5 protein-coding genes are annotated in these 4,656 nt (G+C 44.1%); all 5 read right to left on the bottom strand.

Annotated features, from left to right (window positions below; translation table 11 throughout):
- Positions 1–7: 7 nt before the first annotated feature.
- The 5 genes from LU635_RS01685 to LU635_RS01665 all read right to left on the bottom strand — a co-directional run bounded on the left by LU635_RS01685 (position 8) and on the right by LU635_RS01665 (position 4,643).
- Positions 8–1,297, bottom strand: coding sequence for a TRAP transporter large permease (locus LU635_RS01685; RefSeq protein ID WP_240095532.1), 1,290 nt, complete (start codon positions 1,295–1,297; stop codon positions 8–10).
- Positions 1,294–1,761, bottom strand: coding sequence for a TRAP transporter small permease (locus LU635_RS01680; RefSeq protein ID WP_240095530.1), 468 nt, complete (start codon positions 1,759–1,761; stop codon positions 1,294–1,296). The genes LU635_RS01685 and LU635_RS01680 overlap by 4 nt, the downstream gene beginning before the upstream one ends.
- Before the next feature lies 1 nt (position 1,762).
- Entirely contained in the window at positions 1,763–2,743 is a 981-nt protein-coding gene (locus LU635_RS01675) for a TRAP transporter substrate-binding protein (protein WP_240095528.1), read from the bottom strand.
- 109 nt (positions 2,744–2,852) lie between these two features.
- Positions 2,853–3,878, bottom strand: a complete 1,026-nt coding sequence (locus tag LU635_RS01670) for a sugar kinase (protein ID WP_240095526.1) — start codon at positions 3,876–3,878, stop codon at positions 2,853–2,855.
- Positions 3,879–3,974: 96 nt separating this feature from the next.
- Positions 3,975–4,643: a bifunctional 4-hydroxy-2-oxoglutarate aldolase/2-dehydro-3-deoxy-phosphogluconate aldolase gene (locus tag LU635_RS01665; protein WP_240095534.1), complete on the bottom strand. Its 669-nt coding sequence runs from the start codon at positions 4,641–4,643 to the stop codon at positions 3,975–3,977.
- Between the last annotated feature and the right edge of the window lie 13 nt (positions 4,644–4,656).

Genomic DNA, 4,656 nt, shown 5'->3' with positions numbered 1-4,656 from the left:
GTTATTTTTATTCAAATAGATTTGGTAACCAAAGGCTGATGGCCGGAATAAAGGTCACCAATAGTAATACTATTGCCATCACAATATACAAAGGGATCAAAGGTTTAATAACTTTTTGAATGGTGGTCTTGGCCACTCCTACGCCAATAAAGAGGACTGAACCTACCGGAGGGGTACAGAGTCCCACACATAGGTTCATCACCATAATGATCCCGAAATGCACCGGGTCTACGCCCAGGTTCTGCATCACCGGTAAAAATATGGGGGTGAATATCAGTACCGCTGGCGTCATGTCCATAAATGTTCCAACAAAAAGCAATAGCAGGTTTATGATAAGTAAAATCACATATTTATTATCGCTCAGTGCCAACAATGCTTCACTTACAGTTTGCGGAATATTTTCATAAGACATTACCCAGGACATACTCATAGAGGTAGCGATAAGAAGCATTACGATAGCCGTGGTTCCTACCGAACTCAAAAACACATTATAGAGCGTCTTACTATCCAGTTCCCTGTAAATAAAAGAAAGCACCAGGCAGTATAGAACAGCAATCCCCGAGGCTTCCGTGGCAGTGAATATTCCGGAGACAATCCCGCCAATTACCACTACAAGCAATAATAAACTTGGAAGGGCCTTTAAAAAGGTAGAGACCAGTAGTCCCAAACTGGTAGAATTACCAGCTGGATACTTCTTTTTCTTGATCCAGACTGCCGCGACCAGCATCAGGGCGAGGCCCATCAGAATTCCCGGGAGATAACCCGCCAGGAAAAGCGAGGCAATAGAAACCCCTCCACTAGCCAGGGAATATACGATCAGTACATTAGAAGGGGGAATAACAAGTCCAGTGGTAGATGCCGTTACATTAATAGCGGCACCGAATTCCCTGGAATAATTCTCTTTTTCCATGGGTGGCCCCAGGATCCCACCTATGGCAGATGCCGCGGCTACGGCAGAACCTGAAATAGCCCCGAACAACATAGCTGCGATCACATTTACATATACGAGTCCACCGGGCAGCGAACCAATAAGCGCCTTGGCAAAGTTAATGAGCCGATTGGCAATCCCTCCCTGGTTCATGATCTGTCCCGCCAGTATAAAGAAAGGAATAGCCAGCAGTGAAAAACTATCCAGCCCTGTGGCCATTCGCTGGGAAACAGTGGTAAATGCCGCCAGTGAATCTATGCTGGCAAGCATGGTAAAAAGACAGGATAAACCAATGGACCAAGCCACCGGAACCCCAATAGAGAGTAGAACCACAAAAGAAATGACCAGGATTAAAACTTCAGATATCATACCAGGTATTTTTCAGGGTTCATAATTTCATTTACTTTATAAATGGTAATAAGAAATCCGCTCAAGGGCACTACCATGTAAACTATATACAAGGGAATTTCCAGGGCAGCAGAACTCTGTCCCAGGTCATAATTAACATACACCAGGTTTCCTCCTCCTATTATCAGTACGGTAACACAGAAAAAAATGATCAAAACATCGATCCCTATCCTGAGCCTCTTTTGGTTTTTCTTATTAAGCTTTTCCTCCAGCAGGTTAATGGCAAGATGCTCCTGCTGCCCGGCAGCGTATGCAGCCCCCAGGATCCCGATCCAAATAAGAAGGTATCTCGCCAGTTCTTCGGTAACAGAACTGGGCGATTGCATTACATATCTTGAAAATACCTGCCATAAAACAGCCACTACCATAACAGTCATCAAGGCTACCAAAACGGCTCCTAAGAATTTATCTAAGCGCTTTTTCATACTATTCTACTGCTTGTATATCTTGTATTATTTGTTTCATTTCAGGGTCTTTGCTGAATTCATCGTACATAGGCTGTACTTTCTCTCTAAATTTTTCTTTTTCGGCTTGAATCACCGTAACCCCGGCTGCCTTAATTTCCTCCAAAGCTTTTAATTCGGCTTCACGCCATAATTTTTTTTGATATTCGGAAGATTCCATCGCTGCTTCCTTGAGCCATGTTTGTTGCTCTCCAGAGAGCTTGTTCCATACCGGCGTTCCAATCACCAGTTCATCGGGAAGTGCCGTATGCTCGTCAACCAGGTAATATTTACAAACTTCATAGTGCCTGGAAAGGTGAAAACTGGGCAGGTTATTCTCTGCACCATCGACGATTCCCTGTTGAAGGGCCGTATATAATTCTCCCCAGGCGATAGGGGTTGGTGAACCTCCCAGGTTCTTTACCATATTGATGGCAGTTTGACTTTCCATCACACGTATCTTCAAACCCTCAAGGTCCTTTGGGGTTTCAATAGGCTTTTTGGTATAGAAACTACGACTGCCGGCATCATAAAAGGTTAAACCTTTTAAACGTTTATCGATACTGGAATTAAGAAAATCCTCACCTATTTCACTTTCCAGAACATTGAACCTGTGTTCACGGTCCCTGAATAAGAACGGAAGTCCAAAAACCTTTAAACTTGTAGCAAAATTCTCCATAACCCCCGTAGAGACCTTGGTCATTCCAAGACTTCCTATCTGCAATAGCTCCAGACATTCACGCTCTGAACCCAGCTGTTGATTGGGGTATATATCAATGCGCATGGTGCCTCCCGATTTTTCTGCCAGTCGCTCCCCCATAAAAACCATCGCCTTATGTACAGGATGACTGGTATCAAGACCATGTCCCAATTTTATTATTCTGGTTTTTGATTTTTCTGCACAACCCACGAAAATCATAACCGCCATGGCACAAAGCAAAAAAGATCGGATCCTAATTCTCATGGTTTTCTTTTTTACTGATCAAAAGGCTGAAGACAGTTAATAATCCGGAAGCCTTTTTATTCAGGGAAATTCTATGTTCAATTCTTTTTATCATTTCTGTTTTAACTAATTATCTCTTAATTCTTCCACTAACATTGCCACTTACCACTTCCAGTACTTCCTCCACACTTACCAGGTTGGCATCTCCAACATGCGTATGTTTTAAAGCACAGGCCGCGTTGGCAAAATTCAGGACCTCTTGGTCGTCAAAATGCTGCAATCCATATAAGACTCCGGCGGCATAAGCATCCCCGGTTCCAATCCTGTCAACAACATCTCTTATTTCCAGTTCCTCGCTGGTTAAATAATTCTTACCGTTCCAGGCCCGGCCAGATATCTTTTGCCAGGAAGAACTTACACTGGTGCGAACCTTATCGAAAATCTTTTCTATAGAAGGATGAGCTTGAAGCAGTGCCTTGCTGCCTTCAATAAAACCCTCTTCTTCAAAAGGATAATCAGATCCTAGTATCTCATTAATTTCATTCACCCCCCCGATGAAGATCGAGGATAGATCTACCAGCTCTGCCAGTACTTCCTGGCTCTTTCTTCCGTATTTCCATAGATTGCTTCTGTAGGCAGGATCGGCAGTCACAACGATCTTCTTTTCTCTGGCTATTTCTAATCCTTTTTTCAGAGTTTGATAAGCGCCCTCTGAGATTGCAGGTGATATTCCAGCCCAGTGCAGGTAATCTGCATCTTCAAGAATTTCCTCCCAATCCACACTTTCCGGAGTAATATTCGCAAACGCACTATGGAGCCTGTTATAGGCTATCTGGCTGGAACGCATGGCGGAGCCTACTTCAAGAAAGTAGATCCCAAGTGGATGATCTACCTTTTTTACCTGTGAAACTTCAATTCCGAATTTACGCAAGGTGGCTATAGCTGCATCCCCTACAATATCGTTGGAGACATTCGTAATATGCTGCACCGGAACACCGAAATAGGCCAGGGAGGCTGCTACATTCATTTCAGTACCTCCGAAAAAAAAATCAAGATGCGTCGCCTGCTGCAACTTGCGATTCTCGGCAGGCGAGAGTCGCATCAGCACTTCGCCGAAAGTGACCACTTTTCTTTTATTTTTCGGTTCTGCCTCCATGAATTGTTTAATCCTTCAAGCATATTATCAAACCGGCAATGAACCTGTTCATTGCCGATACTTTATTAGGCGAAAATTCTTCTTCTCACCCAGGGGCTATTTTTTCAGCCGCTGGATAAGTGATAAAGTTTCCGCTACGGTATTTTGCAACTTATCAAAATCTTTAGTTGCCAGAATCTCTTTTGAGATGAGTTTGGAACCCATTCCCACGCAGGTTACCCCTGCATTAAACCATCCCTTAAGGTTTTCTTCATCCGGAGAAACACCTCCGGTAGGCATAATGCTGGTCCAGGGTTGTGGCCCTTTTACCCCTTTTACAAACTGCGGTCCGTAAATATCGCCGGGGAATAATTTCACGATTTCACATCCCAGTTCTTCGGCACGGGCAATCTCCGTAAGAGAACCACAACCCGGGGACCAAAGCACCTTACGGCGGTTACAAACCACAGCGATGTCTTCCCTAAGCACGGGAGTAACAATGAAATTGGCTCCTAACTGCATATAAAGCGATGCAGCAGCAGCGTCTGTTACAGAACCGACTCCCAGGATCATTCCCGGTAGTTCCTTCAAAGCGTACTTATTGAGTTCACCAAATACTTCAAATGCGAAATCTCCACGGCTGGTAAATTCCAGCAAACGGGCACCCCCGTCGTAGCAAGCTTTCAGCACCTGCTTTCCCAGTTCCACATCGGAATGAAAGAACAAAGGAACCATCCCTACTTCTTTCATCACCGAAGCTACTTCTAATCTTGTATATTGAGCCATATCTTTAATCTTT

The organism is Christiangramia crocea (assembly GCF_022410465.1).
Lineage (GTDB): Bacteria > Bacteroidota > Bacteroidia > Flavobacteriales > Flavobacteriaceae > Christiangramia > Christiangramia crocea.
The sequence above is the reverse complement of the archived record's forward strand: the minus strand, read 5'-3'. Positions and strand labels throughout refer to the sequence as shown.